This window comes from Ruegeria sp. ABV3_008, assembly GCF_056161185.1.
In genome coordinates this window covers 459,393-477,229 of sequence record NZ_JBSWYP010000001.1, presented here as the reverse complement: position 1 = coordinate 477,229, position 17,837 = coordinate 459,393, and the positions used below count along the sequence as shown (strand labels likewise).

Annotated in this window: 16 protein-coding genes; 10 read left to right on the top strand and 6 right to left on the bottom strand. The window is 59.8% G+C overall.

All coding sequences use genetic code 11. The annotated features are described in order from the left end of the window. Window positions 1–3: 3 nt before the first annotated feature. The 5 genes from ntrX to dusB all read right to left on the bottom strand — a co-directional run bounded on the left by ntrX (window position 4) and on the right by dusB (window position 7,308). Complete coding sequence (gene ntrX / locus ACXAH8_RS02390; RefSeq protein ID WP_170373861.1) at window positions 4–1,413, bottom strand: nitrogen assimilation response regulator NtrX; 1,410 nt, start codon at window positions 1,411–1,413, stop codon at window positions 4–6. Next, window positions 1,410–3,698, bottom strand: a complete 2,289-nt coding sequence (locus tag ACXAH8_RS02385; protein ID WP_475215744.1) for a sensor histidine kinase NtrY-like — start codon at window positions 3,696–3,698, stop codon at window positions 1,410–1,412. Before ACXAH8_RS02385 ends, ntrX begins: the two co-directional genes overlap by 4 nt. Before the next feature lie 99 nt (window positions 3,699–3,797). Beyond that, complete coding sequence (locus ACXAH8_RS02380; protein ID WP_170373863.1) at window positions 3,798–5,165, bottom strand: response regulator; 1,368 nt, start codon at window positions 5,163–5,165, stop codon at window positions 3,798–3,800. Beyond that, on the bottom strand, window positions 5,165–6,253 hold the full coding sequence (locus ACXAH8_RS02375; protein WP_475215741.1) for a two-component system sensor histidine kinase NtrB: 1,089 nt from the start codon (window positions 6,251–6,253) through the stop codon (window positions 5,165–5,167). The genes ACXAH8_RS02380 and ACXAH8_RS02375 overlap by 1 nt, the downstream gene beginning before the upstream one ends. Beyond that, entirely contained in the window at window positions 6,250–7,308 is a 1,059-nt protein-coding gene (dusB, locus tag ACXAH8_RS02370) for a tRNA dihydrouridine synthase DusB (protein WP_475215738.1), read from the bottom strand. The genes ACXAH8_RS02375 and dusB overlap by 4 nt, the downstream gene beginning before the upstream one ends. 107 nt (window positions 7,309–7,415) lie before the next feature. Between dusB and ACXAH8_RS02365 the strand changes: the two genes are divergently transcribed. From ACXAH8_RS02365 to ACXAH8_RS02320, 10 genes are all read left to right on the top strand, one after another. After that, entirely contained in the window at window positions 7,416–8,546 is a 1,131-nt protein-coding gene (locus ACXAH8_RS02365) for a bifunctional 2-C-methyl-D-erythritol 4-phosphate cytidylyltransferase/2-C-methyl-D-erythritol 2,4-cyclodiphosphate synthase (RefSeq protein WP_475215736.1), read from the top strand. Then, complete coding sequence (locus tag ACXAH8_RS02360; protein WP_475215734.1) at window positions 8,543–9,040, top strand: phosphatidylglycerophosphatase A family protein; 498 nt, start codon at window positions 8,543–8,545, stop codon at window positions 9,038–9,040. Before ACXAH8_RS02365 ends, ACXAH8_RS02360 begins: the two co-directional genes overlap by 4 nt. After that, a complete protein-coding gene (locus ACXAH8_RS02355; RefSeq protein WP_475215732.1) occupies window positions 9,037–9,513 on the top strand; it encodes a CinA family protein in 477 nt (158 codons plus the stop codon). Before ACXAH8_RS02360 ends, ACXAH8_RS02355 begins: the two co-directional genes overlap by 4 nt. A gap of 198 nt (window positions 9,514–9,711) precedes the next feature. Further along, a complete protein-coding gene (locus ACXAH8_RS02350; RefSeq protein ID WP_475215730.1) occupies window positions 9,712–10,893 on the top strand; it encodes an ammonium transporter in 1,182 nt (393 codons plus the stop codon). 141 nt (window positions 10,894–11,034) lie between these two features. Then, a complete protein-coding gene (locus ACXAH8_RS02345; protein WP_170458556.1) occupies window positions 11,035–11,712 on the top strand; it encodes an orotate phosphoribosyltransferase in 678 nt (225 codons plus the stop codon). A 259-nt stretch (window positions 11,713–11,971) separates the two neighbouring features. Next, entirely contained in the window at window positions 11,972–13,462 is a 1,491-nt protein-coding gene (locus ACXAH8_RS02340) for a replicative DNA helicase (RefSeq protein WP_170458558.1), read from the top strand. 106 nt (window positions 13,463–13,568) lie between these two features. Further along, on the top strand, window positions 13,569–14,612 hold the full coding sequence (locus tag ACXAH8_RS02335; RefSeq protein WP_475215728.1) for a Hint domain-containing protein: 1,044 nt from the start codon (window positions 13,569–13,571) through the stop codon (window positions 14,610–14,612). A 226-nt stretch (window positions 14,613–14,838) separates the two neighbouring features. Next, the gene (gene alr / locus ACXAH8_RS02330; RefSeq protein WP_475215726.1) at window positions 14,839–15,873 is read left to right on the top strand and encodes an alanine racemase; all 1,035 of its coding nucleotides are present in this window, start codon (window positions 14,839–14,841) and stop codon (window positions 15,871–15,873) included. Then, window positions 15,870–16,652, top strand: coding sequence for an MlaE family ABC transporter permease (locus ACXAH8_RS02325; protein ID WP_475215724.1), 783 nt, complete (start codon window positions 15,870–15,872; stop codon window positions 16,650–16,652). The genes alr and ACXAH8_RS02325 overlap by 4 nt, the downstream gene beginning before the upstream one ends. Then, complete coding sequence (locus tag ACXAH8_RS02320; protein WP_475215722.1) at window positions 16,649–17,395, top strand: ABC transporter ATP-binding protein; 747 nt, start codon at window positions 16,649–16,651, stop codon at window positions 17,393–17,395. Before ACXAH8_RS02325 ends, ACXAH8_RS02320 begins: the two co-directional genes overlap by 4 nt. On the opposite strand, the gene ACXAH8_RS02315 is transcribed toward ACXAH8_RS02320, so the two are convergent. Further along, a complete protein-coding gene (locus ACXAH8_RS02315) occupies window positions 17,392–17,820 on the bottom strand; it encodes an acyl-CoA thioesterase (RefSeq protein WP_475215720.1) in 429 nt (142 codons plus the stop codon). The two genes, ACXAH8_RS02320 and ACXAH8_RS02315, sit on opposite strands and share 4 nt — an antisense overlap. Between the last annotated feature and the right edge of the window lie 17 nt (window positions 17,821–17,837).

The following is a 17,837-nucleotide window of genomic DNA, read 5'->3' as shown; positions in this document are numbered from 1 at the left end:
AGACTACTCCGCCGGTTCCGGTTCATCAATTTGTGCAACGCGCGCGCCCGATTTGTTCGAGGTCACAACGCCCAGCGATTTCAGCTTGCGATGCAGCGCGCTGCGCTCCATCCCGACAAAGCTGGCGGTGCGGCTTATATTGCCACCAAACCGGTTGATCTGCGTCAGCAGATATTCCCGCTCAAACGCCTCACGCGCCTCGCGCAGAGGAAGAGTGGCCAGCGCGCCGGACAGGACCACACGACCCGAATCCTCGGCCTTGTCCTCATCGCTCGGCAGCTCGCGCGCCTCAATTGGGCCTGTGCCATCGCCGAGGATCAGAACACGCTCGATCAGGTTCTTCAGCTGCCGGACGTTGCCGGGCCAGGTCATGGTCTGCAGCAGCGCAACCGCTTCCTCGGACAGCTCCCGAACCGGCAAGCCCTGAGTTTCATTGCACATTTCGATGAAATGCTGTGCCAGAACCGGAATATCTTCGCGACGGTCCTCCAGCGAGGGGACGTCAATCGGGACAACGTTCAGGCGGTGATAGAGTTCCTCCCGGAACCGCTCGGCCACGATCTCATCATCGAGGTTCTTATTGGTCGAGGAAATCACGCGCAGATCGACCCGCACCTTGTCCGAGCCGCCAACGCGCTGGAATTGCTGATCGACCAGAACCCGAAGGATCTTGGATTGAGTACCCAAGGGCATATCAGCCACTTCGTCAAAATAGATCACACCGCCGTGGGCCTCTTCCAGCAGGCCCGGCTCCACACCGCGTTCGCTGCTTTCGCGCCCGAACAAAACCTCTTCGACCCGCTCTGGTTCGATCCCTGCGCAGTTGACCGTCACGAAGGGCGCGTTGGCTCGGTTGGAATGCGCGTGGATATAGCGCGCCGCGATTTCCTTGCCCGACCCGGCCGGGCCGCTCAGCATCACACGGCCATTCGACTTTGTGACCTTGTCCAACTGGCCCTGCATCGCCCGGAACGAGGCCGATTTTCCGATCATGTCCGAGCAGCTGACCTCTTTGCGTTTCAGCGAGGCATTTTCGCGACGCAGACGCGAAGTCTCCATCGCGCGGCGGATCACGACCATCAACTGGTCGATATTGAAGGGCTTTTCGATAAAGTCATACGCGCCCTGTTTGATGGCGGCGACGGCAATTTCGATATTGCCGTGACCCGAAATAATCACCACCGGCACATCCGGGTTGTCACGTTTCACCGCCTTCAGAATATCAATCCCGTCCATGCGGCTATCTTTCAGCCAGATATCCAGTATCAAAAGCCCCGGCGGCTCGGAATTAATCGACGACATGCACTCGTCCGAGTTTGCCGCTAACCGGGTTGAATAGCCTTCGTCCTCCAGAATGTCGGACACCAGTTCGCGAATATCGCGTTCGTCATCTACGATCAGAATGTCGCTCATCTTTGGCCTGCTTTCATTATGTTGGTTTTAATCGCCTGCTTCTGTGGCGCTGAATTGGATGGGAGGTTCGCCCCCGGTAAACGGATCACGGCCATTGCGCCGAAATGGTCCTGTCCGTAAAAGGTGGGCGCGTCTTCTAGCGTCAGCGCTCCGCCGTGTTCTTCGATGATCTTCTTGACGATGGGCAGGCCCAGCCCGGTCCCTTCGTCGCGTGTGGTTACGTAGGGCTCAAACAACCGCGCACGGTCTTCCGGCAGCCCGATCCCGTTATCTGCAATGGTGATGATCGTCCCGGCATCGTCGCTGGAGACCGCTACCTTGATCTGCGGCTTCAGGTTTTCAGGAGCGCCTTTTTCCTTCAGGGTTTCAATGGCTTCCCCGGCATTCTTGATCAGGTTGGTGAAGGCCTGATTCAGCATGGTCGCGTCCACATCCACCGGGATCGGTTGGTCCGGAAGATCCGCGTCAATCTGCACCTCGGGTTGACCAGCCTGTTGCAGCAGCACCGCCTCGCGCACCAGCGCAACAACATCTTCTTCGCTCCGTTCAGGCTCGGGCATGCGCGCGAATTTCGAGAACTCATCCACGATCCGACGCAAATCATTGGTTTGACGCACAATCACGTCGGTCATGGAGACGAGGATATCGCAATCCTCTTCCTCCAGCTTGCGCGAGAACTTTCGCTTGATCCGTTCCGCACTCAGCTGAATCGGGGTCAGAGGGTTCTTGATCTCATGCGCAATGCGCCGGGCCACGTCGCCCCACGCCGCCATACGCTGCGCGCTGACAAGATCTGTGACGTCATCAAAGGCCACAACATAGCCCTCAAGCCCGCCATCTTCGCCCCGCCGCGTGGCCATCCGCACCAGCAGGTTCTCCAGCTGGCCTTTGCGGGTGACCTTGATCTCACCTTGCACCGCCTCTTGCCCGCTGCTTTTCAGGCTTTCGAACAGAGGCAGGAATTCGGGCACCGCGATTCCGATGGCCAGATGTTCCTCGCCCCGGGACCAATCCAGCAGCCGCTCGGCTGATCGGTTGACGAAGGTCACGCACCCTTCCGGGTCCACGCCGACCACGCCCGAAGTTACCGAACTCAGCACCGAGTCGAACAGGCGACGGCGACTTTCGATTTGGCGTGTATTTTCGAGCAGCGTGTCCCGCTGGCCTTTCAGCTGCCGTGTCATCTGGTTGAAGTACCGACCCAGCATGGCGATTTCGTCATCGCTGGCCTCTTCGATCACTTGCACGCTCAGATCGCCCGCACCGACCCTTTGAGCCGCTGTGGTTAGGCGCCCCACCGGCCGCGAGAGGCGTTCCGCGAACCACATCCCCAGCGACATCGCCGCAAGGATCAGGATCAGCGCAAACCCGAGATAGAGGAGGCCGAACTCGAACAGCACCCTTCCGCGTTCGTTTTCAAGCTGTTGGTAGAATTGCGCGGTTTCCTTTGTGTCATCCAGCAGCGTCAGTAATTGGCCGTCGACCTCACGACTGACATAGAGGTACCGGTCCAGATACGCCTGCAAGGGCACCAGCGCGCGGAATTCGTTGTTTTGCCAGTCCGCGATGATCAGAAGCCCGCTTTCGGTGGCTGTGGCCATCTGCTCGGGGGTCGGTGCTTCGTAGTTGAACAGGTAAGAGCGATCACCCCGCGACCGGATTTCACCGTCGCCGTCAATCACATAGGCCTCACGCAGGCCCCGCTGGATCTGAGCCTGCCCCTGCGCTAGAACCTCGCGCAATTCCGCATCCGAAATGTAGAAATCGCGGGCGCGCGCATTGTCGAGGAAAAGCGCCAGAACGGCGGCGTCTTGTGTCAGGCCCTGCCGGTGCTCAAGCTCATAAGCCTCGGCCGCGGTGAGGGACGATCCCACAACCTGCCGAACCCGGTCCGAGAACCAGCCTTCAAGGCCGATATTCACCGTCAGCCCGGCAAAGATCGCGACCGTCACCGTCGGCACCAGTGCCAGCAGTGTAAACGCGCCAATCAAACGCAAATGCAGGCGCGATCCCGCTGATTTGGCCCTCCGCGCCGCGATCAGACTGCCCAACTGGCTCATCACCAGAGCCGCAACGACCAGCACGTAAACGAGGTCGGCCAGCAGAATCAGGCGCAACGTCGGGGCAGTTGCGCCCAGATCGAAAGGACCAATGACAAGATATGTCGCAAGCGCCAAGACCGGCCCCAGAAGAACCAGCCCGAAGGTGCTGTAATTGCGCAGTTTCCGGGATCTGCGCCACCGGTTAACCGATGGGAGAATCCCGCTCTGTGCCCGGGTTGCCACCGTCTGCCCTCATCCTGATGTGCTGCTTTCGCAGCGAACCGCCATATCTCGTGGTCTGTTCCCGGGCGATACCCGAATGCCACGCTTTGTGTGGCGATATTACATCAGTTTGCGACGGCGTGTCACCTGAATATCGAGGTCCGTGATCTTTTTCCGCAGCGTATTTCGGTTAATCCCAAGTAAATCCGCGCATTTTGCCTGGTTTCCGCCGGTGGCCTCCAGTGCGATTTCGATCAACGGCGCCTCAACTTCCCGCAAAATGCGCTGATACAGGCCCGGAGGTGGCAGCATATTGCCGTGCAGATCGAAATAACGGCGCAGATGGCGTTCAACCGAGGTTGCCAGCTTCTCACGCTCTCCTCCGCCCAGAACGGGCTCGGCTTCGGGTTGGCTGCCCAGAACCATCTCAACCTCGGCCTTCGAGATCTCATCGGACCGGCTGGTCAGGCTGAGCCTGCGGATCGCGTTCTCCAACTGCCGCACGTTGCCGGGCCAGGAATAGCGCCGGACCAGCTCAACCGCATCGGCGCTGAGCCAGCGTTTGGACCCAAGGTCCTTTTCCTCACGGGCCAGAAAATGCTCGGCCAATAGGGTAATATCATCCACGCGCTCGCGCAGGGCTGGAACGTGAATCGTTGCGCCGCAAAGGCGATAGTAGAGATCCTGACGGATACGCCCGCCTTCCATCCCGGCTGTCAGATCCGATTGGCTGGTGGCCATGAAGCGAGGCACGTGATCGCCCGGTGTGTCCATCATCCGGACGATCCGGGCCTGAATCTCATCGTCGATATCGGCAATCTCATCAATCAACAGCGTCCCGCCGCGCACTCGCGCCATGACGCGCGCAGGGCCTTCGAGGTCACGCAGATCAGCCGCCGTTGCCGTCACAAACGGTAAGGTACGACGGTCCGAAAAATCATGAATAGCCCGCGCGATCAGTGACTTACCGGTCCCACTTTCACCAGAAATCATGACTGACAGATCGGTGTTCATCACCCGCGCCACCAGCCGATAAAGCGACTGCATCACCGGCGTGCGCCCGACCAGAGGCAATTCATCCGGGCGTTCATTCTCCTGGGGTTCGGGGTCGCTCTGCAGGCGCTGCTTTTGCTCCAGGGCGCGCGCGGTCCGCTTCATCAGGTCCGGCAGGTCAAACGGCTTGGGCAGGTAATCGTAAGCATCCGCCTCGGCCGCCTGGATCGCGGTCATGATCGTGTTCTGAGCCGAGATCACGATCACTGGCAAGCCCGGCCGGTCCTCGGCGATCTTTGGCAGCATTTCCAAACCGTTACCGTCCGGCATGACCACGTCCGAGATCACCACGTCCCCTTTGCCTTCACCAACCCAGCGCATCAGCGTGGTCAGCGAGGATGTGGCATGCACCTTACATCCGGCGCGCGTCAGAGCCTGTGTCAGAACGGTGCGGATCGTGCGGTCGTCATCCGCGACCAGAACGGTGCCATCCATCAGATACTCTCCTCTTTCGGTTTTTTATTTTCAGCCGGCGCACGGCGCAGCGACAGTTTGAAAACGGTCCGCCCCGGCACGGAATCAACGGAAATCCAGCCGTCATGGTCCGAGATGATCTTGCTGACCAAGGCCAGCCCCAGCCCTGTCCCGTTTTCCTTGCCCGAGACAAAGGGGTCAAAGATGTCACTGCGGATTTTTTCCGGCAGGCCCGGCCCGTCATCAATGATCTCGATCTGCAGCGGCAGCGAGTGCCCCGATCCATCGCTGCGACGAAGGCGGAAGGAATGTTCGAAATAAGTGCGCAGGCGGATTGTACCGCCCTGCGGACCCGCCGCCTCAGAGGCGTTCTTCAACAGGTTCAGAACGACTTGCAGAAGTTGGTCCGGGTCCCCAAAGGCAAGTGGCAGCGAGGGGTCATAGTCTTCGACAATGGCCATATCCGCGCCAAAGCCTAACAAGGCCGAGCGGCGGGCGCGGTCCAGGACATCGTGGATGTTGACCGGCTTGAAATCAGGTTGCTGCAGGTTTCCGAATTGCTCGACCTGCTCCAGCAGTTTCACGATACGGCGACTTTCGGCAACGATAAGATCTGTGAGTTCAAGATCTTGCGGCGCGATATTCATGCTCAGCAACTGCGCGGCGCCCGTGATCCCAGCCAGTGGATTCTTGATCTCATGCGCCAGCATTTCGGCCATTCCGATGGCGGATTGCGCGGCGGATTTGACCGTATTGCCCCGAGTCATACGCCCCGCCAACTCGCGCGGGGAAATGATCATGATCATCGAGCCGGGGTGGCCTACCAGTGGCGCAATCTGCAAGGCGCATTGCAGCGGCGCACGGCTCCCCGACCCCGCATCCACATCGTTAACAAACAAGGGCGTTCCCTGAGCACGCGCGCGGTCAAAGGCTTCCTCTAGCGGGGCATCAACGGCGATCTGATCCCAGACGGGGTGGCCGATTACCGACTTGCGCGAGGCGTTCAGGAACCCCTCGCCCGAGGAATTCACATCCGCAATCCGGTCGTCTTGGTCGATAATGAAGGCTGGAACGGGTAGCGAGTTCCAGATGCTCTGATCCGAGGTCATGCTGCCACCCCCTGTTGACACTCCAGCGCATCACCCAACAGACGCAGCACCTCATCCGTATCGCGCGAGGTCAGGACCGCGCGACGCAGAGGCGTGGGCGTTCCAGCCTCATCCATGTACCAACCCAGATGTTTGCGGGCGACGCGGAGGCCAAGGTCGGTACCGTAAAAGCCCAGCATCGCCTGATAATGCGCGCGCACCATGTCGATCAAATCCGCGCTTTCGGGAATCTCCGGCGCGTCGGTGCCATAGACCTCATGGCAGATCTGCGCCAGCAGCCACGGCTTGCCCTGCGCACCTCGGCCAACCATGACGCCATCCGCGCCCGATTGCTTCAGCGCAGTGCGGGCCGCATGTGTATCCACAATGTCCCCATTGGCGATGACGGGGATCGAGACAGCCTCCTTAACCGCTCGGATCGCCTGCCAATCGGCACGGCCTTTGTAGAATTGGCACCGTGTCCGTCCGTGGATCGTGACCATCTGGATCCCTGCCCCCTCGGCCCGGCGTGCCACGTCAGGCGCGTTCAGCAGCGCGTCGTCCCATCCAAGCCGCGTTTTCAGCGTCACGGGGACATCGACAGCCTCAACCACGGCCTCGATCAAACTCAGGGCGTGATCTGGTGTCTTCAGCAAGGCCGAACCGGAATATCCGTTGGTCACCTTTTTGGCAGGGCAACCCATGTTGATGTCGATCACCCGCGCGCCGCGATCTGCCACCTGACGGGCAGCCTCAGCCATCCAATGTGCCTCACGCCCGGCCAGCTGAACGGCTGTGTTCTCCACATCGGCCGACAGCTCGGCTCGCTCGCGCACGCCAGGTTTGGCCTGCACCATTTCCTGACTGGCGACCATTTCACTGACCACCATGCCCGCACCAAAACGCATCACCAGATCGCGGAACGGGCGATCCGTGATTCCAGCCATCGGGGCCAATAACACAGGCGGAGATACGGTTTTGTCAGCGAGGTGCAGCGTCAACGTGCTTAATCCTTGGGCAATTGCGGATTTGATATCGAATTCGAAGCATATGAACAACAAAACGACGGTCATCAAGCCTGCAAAATCATCACTTGCCTATTTTTTAATCACATTACCATGGGTGATTGCCTCTGCATTCACCGCCCCCTAAACAAAGCGCAGCATTCCGGAGAAGCCCGACCATGACCACAGCCGCCATAATCGTTGCCGCAGGGCGTGGACTGCGCGCCGGAGGCGGCACGCCCAAGCAATGGCGCACGCTGGCCGGTCGACGCGTGGCGGATTGGACGATCGACCGGTTCCGTGGCGTTGCCGACCACATCGTATTGGTCTTGTCGGACGAAGACGCCCGGGCTTGGGAGGAGTTTCGCGAGACCGACCTGATACTGGCCACAGGTGGCGCGGATCGGGCAAGTTCGGTTCGTAACGGGTTGCAAGCGTTGGAAAATCACCAAGTGACCCGCGTGCTGATCCATGACGTGGCACGGCCCTGTGTCTCGGAACATCTCATTCAGAATGTCCTGAGCGCACTGGGTACCCATCAGGCCGCAGCCCCCGGTTTACCCGTCACAGACGCGCTTTGGATCGGGCATGATGGCTCGGTTTCTGGGACGCAGGACCGTAGCAACCTGTTTGCAGCGCAGACCCCTCAGGGGTTTGAGTACGCTGCCATCGTCAAGGCGCATGCCGCGCATCCCAGAGGCGCCGCGGATGATGTTGAGGTCGCACGGGCCGCAGGTCTTGAGGTTTGCATTGTTCCAGGCGATGCGGACAATCTGAAAATCACCCGCCCCGAAGATTTTGCGCGGGCGGAACGGATAATGGGAACGAATATGGATGTGAGGCTGGGCAACGGCTATGATGTGCATCGTTTTGGCAATGGCGATCACGTGATCCTCTGCGGCGTGAAAGTCCCGCATGAGCGCGGGTTGCAAGGGCATTCCGACGCGGATGTCGGGATGCACGCGGTCACCGACGCGATTTACGGCGCGCTGGCGCAAGGGGATATCGGCCAGCACTTCCCGCCCTCGGACCAGCAGTGGAAGGGCGCAGCCAGCGAGATCTTCCTGCGCCATGCGGTCGAGCTGGCCGAGACGATGGGTTACCGCATCTCGAACGTCGATTGTACGCTGGTCTGCGAATACCCCAAGATCGGTCCTCATGCCCTAAAAATGAAAGAAGAAATGTCTAAAATCATGGGATTGCGCGCTGATCAGGTCTCGGTCAAGGCAACCACGTCTGAGCGTCTGGGCTTTACCGGTCGTAGCGAAGGGATCGCGTCGCTCGCCACGGCATGTCTGGTGAAAACATGAACATCGCGCGTCTGATCGGAACCGTCTGCGGCGTCGGATATCTTCGCCCTGCCTCCGGAACATGGGGATCGCTTGCGGCTTTACCTCTGGTATGGGTCCTGCACGTCTTGGGCGGCTTCCCCCTGCTCGTCCTCGCGACGCTCGTGGTGTTCATCGCAGGGCTGTGGGCCACAAAAGTGATGACCGCCGGGCAAGAGGATCACGACCCGTCCGAGATCGTCGTCGATGAAGTCGCAGGCCAGTTCGTCGCGCTCTGGGCCATTTCCTACCCAAGCTGGGCACACGGGATCGAAATCACTGCGCTCTGGCCCGGTTGGGTCGCGGGCTTCCTTCTGTTCCGGCTGTTCGACATCACAAAGCTCGGCCCGGTCGGCTGGGCCGATCGCAAAGGAGACGCGATGGGCGTGATGCTGGACGATGTGATCGCCGGGATTTTTGCCGCCATCGGCGTGATGGTTCTGGCCGGGATCGCACATGGAGTGTTGGGCCTATGACCGTATCTGAGCTGTTGGACCGAGCCATAGAGCAAGGCATCATGATCGCGACCGCAGAAAGCTGCACGGGCGGCATGGTGGCTGCTGCCTTGACCGACATCCCCGGCAGCTCGGCCGTGGTGGACCGGGGGTTCGTCACCTACACCAACGACGCCAAACAGCAGATGCTTGGTGTGCGCGGAGAGACTCTGAACGCCTATGGCGCGGTCTCAGAGCAGGTCGCACAAGAAATGGCCGATGGCGCACTGAGGCAGTCGCGCGCGCAACTGGCCGTGTCGATCACTGGCATCGCAGGCCCCGGAGGGTCAGAATTCAAACCCGAAGGTCGGGTGTGCTTTGGCCTTGCTGCCGCAGGGCAACCCACGCGCACCGAAACTGTCGAGTTCGGCGCTCTGGGGCGCGAAAGAGTTCGTCAGGCCGCGCGGGACCATGCACTGAAAATGCTTTATTCCGATCTTTCGCAAACCGCTTAAATTTACAGCAAAGACGTTACCATGACGCAAAATTATGCGTCAATTGACAAAAAGCCGTCAAAATAGGCGTCTTTTTGCACCTCTGCCTCTTTTTTCCCCGTTCCAGCTCAGCTTCAACCCGCCGCACACCACTCACGAGGTGTCGGCCGTGGCGGTTTGCCCGGCCGACACCCAAACGGCAAAAAAGGAGACCGGCCCATGAACGGAGCCGATACAGCTTGGATCATTGTGGCAACTGCACTGGTCCTGTTCATGACATTGCCTGGCCTTGCCCTGTTCTATGGCGGACTTGTACGTGCCCGAAATGTCCTCAGTGTGTTTATGCACTGTTTCTCGATTGCCTGTTTAATGAGCATCCTTTGGCTGGTCGCGGGCTATTCCATCGCCTTCGGACCCGGTGAAAGCGGTTTGTGGGGTGGCTTGGGCAAAGCGTTCCTGAACGGTGTCGATGCCGACAGCCTGGCGGGCACCCTGCCAGAAATCCTGTTCTTTGCCTTTCAGATGACCTTCGCGATCATCACCCCCGCCCTGATCATCGGCGCCTATGTCGAGCGGGTAGGCTTTGGCTTTGTCCTCACCTTCTCGGGTCTGTGGATGCTGCTGTGCTACGCGCCGGTGGTCCATTGGATCTGGGGCGGCGGGATGCTGTCTGATGGCGGCATTCTGGGTGAGATCGGTGTGCGCGACTTTGCTGGCGGCATTGTTGTTCACGAGACCGCGGGTCTGGCCGCGCTGATCATCGCCGTGATCCTCGGCCCACGCCGCAACCGCACGACGCCTCCGCACAATCCGGGTTTTGTCATGATCGGCGCCGCGATGTTGTGGGTCGGCTGGTTCGGCTTCAACGGCGGCTCGCAACTGGCCGCCGACGGAGGCGCCGCGATGGCCATGACCGTCACACATCTGTCCGCCGCAACTGCATCTCTGACCTGGGCGCTGTGGGAGAAGATCCGCTTTGGCAAAGCGTCGATGGTGGGTCTAGTCACCGGCACCATCGCGGGTCTGGCCTCGATCACTCCGGCCTCGGGCTTTGTGGGTCCGGTGCAGGCACTGATCATCGGGGCCGTTGCAGGTGTTCTGTGTCAGGAGGCCGTCTTTGTCATCCGCAACAAGCTGAACATCGACGACACACTGGACGTTTTTGCCGTGCACGGTGTCGGGGGCATCTTTGGCACCCTGATGATTGCGCTGTTCGGTCTGGGCACATGGACAGCACAGCTTGGAGGCCTTGTGATCGTGGGTGCCTTCACGGCAGTTGTCACCTTTGTGTTGATTAAGGTGGTTGCAGCCATCACCCCGCTTCGCGTAGACGCCGAGACCGAGACAAACGGCCTCGACCTGTCGGTACACGGCGAGCGTGCCTATGACATGAGCAGCTAAGCCCACCTTGGTTGCCCATTGCCCGTAAGGGCAAAAGCGGACCTGTCTCGGGTCCGCTTTTTCTTTGTTCGGCCCTCTCGACTCCGGGCCGATGGACAGGCTATCAGCCCGCAACACTCTTTCAGCCCCGAGGTTTGCGCCATGATCCCCAGTTCTTTTCCCGACAGCTCTGAAATCGCCCGCCTGACCGCGCGGATGCTGCTGGAGATCAAGGCCGTTCACTTTAACTCGCGTGAGCCGTTCACACTGGCCAGCGGCCTGCCCAGCCCCACCTATATCGATTGCCGCAAGCTGATCTCATACCCGCGCATTCGCTCGACCCTGATGGACTTCCTGACCGTCACCGTGATGCGCGAAGCCGGGTTCGAGGCATTCGACAATATCGCGGGCGGTGAAACGGCGGGCATCCCCTTTGCTGCCATGGTCGCCGAGCGTATGGCGCTGCCCATGACCTATGTGCGCAAGAAGCCCAAAGGTTACGGCCGCAACGCCCGCATCGAAGGCGCGATGAGCGAAGGGGAACGTGTGCTGCTGGTCGAAGATCTGACCACCGATGGCGGCTCCAAGCTGTCCTTCGTCGATGCGATCCGCGAAACCGGAGCGACCTGCGGCCACACGGCAGTGATCTTCTACTACGGCATCTTCCCCGAGACCGAGAAGACCCTCGGCGATCACGGCGTGAAGCTGCATTCGCTGTGCACTTGGTGGGACGTTCTGGCCGAGGCCAAGGCGCAAAAGGCCTTTGACGAAGAGACCCTTAGCGGTGTCGAAGCCTTTCTGAACGACCCGCGCGGGTGGCAGGACGCGAATAAATCGTAAAATTCGGCCTGTGGGTAAGCTGGGGATATTTGATTTTCGAATCGATCCAAAGCGCGTCTATCTAGTCGAATTTCGCGCCAATCACACCAAATGTTGCGATAGCTTTCGTCCCGTGCAAAACTGGACGGAAGTTATCCCCATTCAGATGGGCAGTTATCCCGAAGCCGGGGGCAGTTATACCAACTTACCCCCATTCATTTGCAGATAGCTTGAACCGGGGCTTGGCGTGTAGAACCTCGGAACGGGCAGCGGGGACAAGATGAACGAGATCAGCAGTATCGAGCAGGCAGCGGCGCAGATTCAAAACGCCGAGACCATGCCGCATTCCATTGAGGCCGAGCAGCAGCTTCTGGGCGCGATCCTGACCAATAACGACCTCTATGACCGGGTCGCTTCGATCATCGGGGCCGAGCATTTCTACGACCCAGTTCACTCACGCATCTACGAGGTCGCCGCCAATCGCATCGCCAAAAATGCGCTGGCTTCACCAGTGACGCTGAAATCCTTCATGGCAGATGACGAAGGCCTGAAGGAATTGGGCGGACCCGCCTATCTGGTCAAACTCGCCGGTGCCTCGATCAGCGCCTTCGCGGTACACGATTACGCCCAGATGATTTATGATCTGGCGATCCGGCGCGAGCTGATCCGGCTGGGTCGCGACATCTCGGACAAGGCGGCACGGGTCGATGTGTCCAGTGAGCCCAAAGAACAAATCGTCGAGGCCGAGCAACAGCTCTATCAGCTTTCCGAGCAGGGCCAGACCGAACAGGGGTTTCAATCCTTCCTGAAGGCGGTCACAGAAGCCGTCAACGTCACAAACGAGGCGTACCAGCGCGGTGGCGGCATGGCGGGTATTTCCACCGGTCTGGCCGACTTGGACAAACAGTTGGGCGGGTTACACCCCTCGGACCTGATCATCCTCGCGGGTCGTCCGTCGATGGGCAAAACCTCGCTGGCGACCAACGTGGCGTTCAACGTAGCCAAGGCTTACAAGCGCGGGCTGAAACCTGATGGCAGCGAAGGCGCGATTGATGGCGGCGTCGTGGGATTCTTCTCGCTCGAGATGAGCGCCGAACAGCTGGCCGGTCGTGTTCTGGCCGAAGCCTCTGAAATCTCCAGCCACAAGATCCGTCAAGGTGACATGACCGAGGCCGAGTTCCGCCGTTTCGTCGATGCCGCTAAGGAACTGGAAGCCTGCCCTCTGTTCATTGACGACACACCTGCCCTACCGATCTCGCAGCTTGCCGCCCGCGCGCGGCGGTTGAAGCGGACGCACGGGTTGGACCTGCTGGTGATCGACTATCTGCAGCTGTGTCGGGGTATGTCCGACAACCGTGTCAATGAGATCGCCGAGATCTCGATGGGCATGAAAGCGATTGCCAAGGAACTGAACATCCCGGTCATCGCCCTGTCCCAGCTGAGCCGTCAGGTGGAAAGCCGCGACGACAAACGCCCGCAACTGTCTGACCTGCGGGAATCGGGCTCGATCGAACAGGATGCCGACGTAGTGATGTTCGTATTCCGCGAGGAATACTACAAGGAACGCGAAAAGCCCGGCGATCACGAGCTGGAAAAGATGGAAGAGTGGAAGCAGGCCATGGAGCGCCTGCATGGCAAGGCCGAGGTGATTGTCGGCAAGCAGCGCCACGGCCCCATCGGCACGGTCGAGTTATCGTTCGAGGCGCAGTTCACCCGCTTTGGCAATCTGGTGAAGCCCTGGCAACAGGGCGGCGAGATCGAAGGATACTAAAAGTCACCTTAACTATCCAAATAGCCGATTTTGAATGCCAATCGTCGTGTGTTAGTGTGTACTGAATGACGGCACGTACTGCCGGATTTTAGCAAGGCCTACGTCATTGCCCGCGATCATTTCGGAAATACGATACAGAAACGGGCCAAATTTTGCGCCAGACGGCGATTTCATCGAAATCCGCGTTCCGACCGGTACGGATGTCTCGGACCTGAGGGTTCAAGTTTACAATGCCAACGGAACAGTACGAAGCTCCACAGATGTCGATACAGCGCCGGTGAACACGGTCAACGGTTTCGACTATTATGTGGTCTCGGCACGTATCAACCGGCTGGGCGCTGTGTCGCTTGACGACAATGGCACGGTGCTGAGCTTTGTGTCCTTCGACAATGAGGTCACCGCAACACAAGGCGCCGCCAGCGGGCAGACCTCTACCCAGATCGGCAGCAACGGAACAGACGACACCTCGTCCCTTACCTCGACCGACGGGGTGAATTTCGTCGAGAACCCGAACCCAAGCCCCGGCGCGCCATGCTTCACAGCCGGCACTCTGATCGGCACGCCGCGTGGCAAGGTTCCTGTTGAGGCACTCCGCGCCGGAGATCAGGTTCTACTCGAAGATGGCCCGCCGGAGACCCTGCGTATGACCCTGTCCCGCAGCCTCAACCGGGCCGAGTTGATAAAGACCCCGCAACTGTTTCCGGTTCGCATCGTCGCTGGAGCGCTTGGGCAGTCGCTGCCAAAACGTGATCTTATGGTCTCGCGCCAGCATCGGATGCTGATCCGATCTCCGATTGCGCAGCGCATGTTCGGGACCGAATCCGTTTTGGTCTCGGCAATTCAATTGACCCGAATGCCCGGTGTATTCGTCGACACCAGTGACTCGCAGGTGACCTATCACCACCTTGTGTTCGACCGCCATGTGGTGCTGTTTGCCGAAGACGCGCCCAGTGAAAGTTTATTTACCGGCCCGCAGGCGCTGCAATCCATGGATGACGCCTCACGCGAAGAGTTGATGCTGCTGTTCCCGCAGCTTGCACTCTTTGCCGCCCCGCAGCCCGCGCGCTGCATTCCAAGCAAAAAGCGCCAGCGCAAATTGGTGACCCGGCATCTTAACAACAACAAGCCGCTGCTTGACGAGCGGAGATAAGACGGGCCTCCTGCGTGGGTCGCTCTGAACGATCCGCCGCTCAAAAGACCTTTGACTTGTATCGCTGCACAATCCCGGTACGCGCATCACTGCCAGTCAAAAGCCCCTCAAACCTACCCAAATTCCTGCGTCAGATGGCCGTATGCCGCCTATCTTGCGGATTTTCCTAACAGGTTGTGTACGATCCCCTCTTGACCTGCCGCGTTCCAGTGTCATGAACAACTCCATGAGTACCGCACGTTTGACGATCAATCTTCAGGCGCTCGCCAGCAACTGGCGGGCGCTCGATGCAAAAACGGATGTCGAAACCGGCGCCGTAGTTAAGGCCGACGCCTATGGTCTTGGGGCCGAACCTGTCGCCTGGTCACTGGCCGAGGAAGGTGTCCGCAAGTTTTTTGTCGCCGTCGCCGAAGAAGGCGCAGACGTTCGCGAGGCGGTCGGGCCCGGCCCGATGATCGCTGTATTCTCAGGCCATATGGACGGGGATACCGAGCTGCTGCGCGATCACGACCTGATACCCTTGATCAACTCGGGCGAGCAATTCCAACGCCACCAACAGGCTCTTCCTGAACATGGGTTCGGCATCCAGCTTGACACCGGCATGAACCGTCTGGGGCTGGAGCCCGCCGACTGGGCCGAGTTGCGCCCCAAGGCCGAGGCGTTGAACCCGGCGGTTGTGATGTCCCATCTGGCTTGCGCGGACGAGCCGGACCACCCGATGAACCAGCAGCAGCTGACCGCGTTTCGAGGGATGACCGAGGGTATGACAGCCCCCCGGTCTCTGGCTGCAACCGGAGGCACTTTGCTGGGACCTGAATTCCACTTTGACTTCTGCCGCCCGGGTATTGGCCTTTACGGCGGGATGCCCTTTGCCGAGGCCAAGCCCGTCGTCACCGTCGATCTGCCTGTCGTGCAGGTGCGTGATGTCGCGGTCGGAGAGACCGTGGGCTACGGCAACAGCTGGACGGCACGCCGCCCGTCGAAGATCGCCACCGTCACCGCCGGATATGCCGACGGCCTGCACCGTGCTATCGGCGGCGGTATTGACGCCTTTGCAGGAAACCAACCCTGCCCGGTCGTCGGCCGCATCTCGATGGACCTGATCACCATCGACGTCACCGATCTGGGCTTTGAGCCCGAGAAACTGCGCATCCTGAACGGTCATCAGACCGTCGATGATCTGGCCGAGGCCGCCGGTACAATCGGTTATGAAATCCTAACCTCAATGGGCCGCCGCTATTCACGAGGGTACGTGGAATGAACCCGCTGACTCTGCTGGGTGGGTTGGGCCGCGCCGTTCTGACCCTGCTGGCCGCGTTCGGGCGCGTGACCCTGTTCGCTCTGGACGCGCTGTCGCACATCCTGCGCCCGCCCTACTACCCGCGCGAGATCGCAATGGCGCTGTTGAATATCGGCTGGCTGTCGCTGCCCGTGGTCGGCCTGACCGCGATCTTCACCGGCGGTGCGCTGGCCCTGCAGATCTACGCAGGCGGCGCGCGTTTCAATGCCGAGGCCGTGGTCCCTCAGATTGTTGCCATCGGCATGGTGAGAGAGCTTGGCCCGGTGCTGGTCGGCCTGATGATCGCCGCCCGCGTGACCTCCTCGATCGCGGCTGAAATCGCCACGATGAAAGTGACCGAGCAGATCGATGCGCTGGTCACCCTGTCGACCCATCCGATGAAATACCTGACCGCCCCGCGCGTGCTGGCCGCACTGATCACGGTACCGATCCTTGTCGGTATCGGAGACATTATCGGCATCATGGGCGGCTATACGGTGGCGACACAGAACCTCGGGTTTAACCCGGCCGCCTATCTGCAAAACACGGTCAACTTCCTTGAGGCCCGCGACATCGTATCCTCCCTTGTCAAAGGCGCCGCCTTCGGCCTGATCGCGGCCATCATGGGCTGCTACTACGGCATGAACTCGGGCCGGGGCGCACAGGGCGTAGGCCGCGCCACCAAAGGCTCGGTCGAGGCCGCAGCCGTGCTGATCCTCGCCGCCAACTTCGTTCTGACAGGAGTGTTCTTCTCGCTATGATCCGGATGGAGAACGTCAAAAAGTCTTTTGATGACAACCACGTGCTGCAGGGCATGAACCTTGAGATCCCCAAGGGTACCTCGATGGTGATCATCGGTGGGTCCGGCACGGGCAAATCGGTCGCGCTGAAATGTATCCTCGGCCTGATCAAGCCCGACAGCGGTATGATCTATGTCAACGGCAAGGACGCCAGCAAGGGCGACCGCGACGCATTCCTGGCGCGCTTTGGCATGTTGTTTCAGGGCGCCGCCCTGTTCGACTCGTTGCCGGTCTGGCAGAACGTCGCCTTCCGCCTGCTACGCGGGTCACTGAAACGCCCCACGGAAGAGGCGCGCGAGATCGCCATCGAGAAACTCCGCCGCGTGGGCCTGAAATCCAACGTCGCCGACCGCTTTCCGTCCGAGCTGTCGGGCGGGATGCAGAAACGCGTGGGCCTTGCCCGCGCCATCGCTGCGGAACCCGAGATCATCTTTTTCGACGAACCCACGACGGGGTTGGACCCGATCATGTCCGGCGTCATCAACGATTTGATCCGCGAGATCGTGACCGAGATGGGCGCAACCGCCATGACCATCACCCATGACATGACCTCCGTCCGCGCAATTGCCGACAACGTGGCGATGCTGCATGACGGGGTGATCCAGTGGACCGGGCCTGTGGGTCAGATGGATGCCTCGGGCGATCCCTATCTGGAGCAGTTCATCAGCGGGAGTGCGGAAGGGCCGATTGAGGCGGTGCGTTAATCTTCGCTCTTTGCCATCCACCTAGTCGAACGTTCGATAACGTCGTGCGGAATAGCTTCTGCGCGCCTTGTCTGCAGGTTGAGCAAGACGCATTTGAAAACAGTGGAAAACGTCGTTTCACTGTCCGCAACTCGAATTAGCTTGAGACTGAAGGTCATGGATTTCGTTCCTACCTCCAGGATTTCGCTTTCCATCTGGATCGCTTCGCCGGCCCTCAATTCCGCAAGAAAATTGCTGTCTGCATGGACCACCGCAAAGGATAGCTTTCGTCCCGATCGCATGTCTTCGGCCGTAAGCCCCAGCTCTGACTGCAACGCAAAAACGGAATCCGAGCATGCAGCAAAATACTTGGACACATTCATATGCCCCAGAAAATCACAGTCCGATGGATCGACGATTGACTTGTAGGCCACAAAACCCGACATCGTTCCTCCCCGTCTTA